The sequence below is a fragment of the Mordavella massiliensis genome (assembly GCF_016901695.1).
GTDB classification, from domain to species: domain Bacteria; phylum Bacillota; class Clostridia; order Lachnospirales; family Lachnospiraceae; genus Claveliimonas; species Claveliimonas massiliensis_A.
In genome coordinates, this window is the sequence record NZ_JACJKS010000050.1 from 1 (window position 1) to 1524 (window position 1524).

Genomic DNA, 1524 nt, shown 5'->3' on the forward strand with positions numbered 1-1524 from the left:
CGTACCTTTTGCCATGTCTGTGCTTCCTCCTTCATATCATCTTTCTTATCATACATGATTTAGGTATACATGGCATCTTTACTTTGTACTATTTTTATACTATCACTAACTCTCTGTTATCCAAACCACGAACTCAACTCTGCCCCAAAAACATCCAAACAGCCCACTCAACCTGTTCACATCCATATCGACAACTTAGCTGTCTGGCAAGCACCCTGGATATGTTTTGTCGATGCAATTTTTCCGCTATTTGGGCCTGACGCTGTCACCGGTGAATTGCCGAAAAAGCACAGGAAATATGGCACTTTTTACGCCTTACTGGTCAACCCGTGACATCAATACTACCGTCTCACAGTGATACGTCCCCGGAAAGAGATCAATGCACCCGGCCCGCTCCACCTTGTACCCCCGGCCCTGGAGCATCTCCAGATCCCGGGCCAGGCTGGTTGGCTTGCAGGCGATGTAGACCATCCGCTCCACGCCGAAGCCGATGATCTTCTCGAGGGCCTTTGGATGCACGCCGTCCCGGGGCGGGTCGAGGACGATGAGGTCCGGCACTTCGCCCAGTTCATCGATGACCCTGAGCACGTCGCCGGCCCAGAAGGAGCAGTTGGCAAGCCCGTTCAGGCGGGCGTTCTCCCGGGCCGCCTCCACAGCCTCCTCCACGATCTCCACGCCGGTCACCTTCTTTGCCACCGGCGCCAGGATCTGAGCGATGGTGCCGGTCCCGCTGTACAGGTCGAAAATGGTCTTGTCCTTCGTCTCCCCGATATAGCTGCGGGCCGTCTCATAGAGCACCTCCGCGCCCAGGGAGTTGGTCTGGAAGAAGGAGAAGGGGGTGATCTTGAACCGGAGTCCCAGAAGCTCCTCGTAGAAGTGGTCTTCCCCCCGCAGCACCTCTGTGCCCTCGTCCTTCACCGCATCCGCCAGGCTGTCGTTGGATGTGTGGAGGATGCCGGCGATGCGGCCGGTGAGCTGCCCGTCTTTTTCCAGCGCCTGCAGGCGGTCCGCCCAGGGCGCAAGGTTCGGCGCAGCCTGGGTGGTGGTCACCAGATCCACAAGGATCTCCCCGGTCTTCACTGCCTTTCGCACAAGGAGATGGCGGAAGTAGCCGGTGTGCCGCATGCGGTGGTAGTAGGGAAGGCCGCTCTCCCCTGCAAAGGCAAGGGTAGCCTCCAGGATCCTGCGGAAGTCCTCGTCCACGATCCGGCACTGCGACACGCTGACAATGTCGTGAAAGCTGCCTCTCCTGTGCATGCCAAGGGTCATGGGGCCGTCCTTGTACGCGTCCCCGAAGGTGAACTCCATCTTATTCCGGTACCCTTCTATCCGGGGGCTTGCCTTGATGCCGTCCCACTGGAACGTACCTCCCCCGCCCTTTTCAACTGCCTCCAGGATAAGCCCCTTCACCTGTGCCTCCTTCAGCTTTAACTGCTCCTCATAGGGGAGCAGTTAAAGCTGAAGGAGGCACAGGTGAAGGGGCTTATCCTGGAGGCAGTTGAAAAGGGCGGGGGAGGTACGTTC

At 58.0% G+C, this 1524-nt stretch carries 1 protein-coding gene; it reads right to left on the reverse strand.

Features of this window, described 5'->3' with window-relative positions; all coding sequences use genetic code 11:
- Positions 1 to 315: 315 nt before the first annotated feature.
- Complete coding sequence (gene rlmD / locus H6A20_RS13010; protein WP_338106718.1) at positions 316 to 1452, reverse strand: 23S rRNA (uracil(1939)-C(5))-methyltransferase RlmD; 1137 nt, start codon at positions 1450 to 1452, stop codon at positions 316 to 318.
- Between the last annotated feature and the right edge of the window lie 72 nt (positions 1453 to 1524).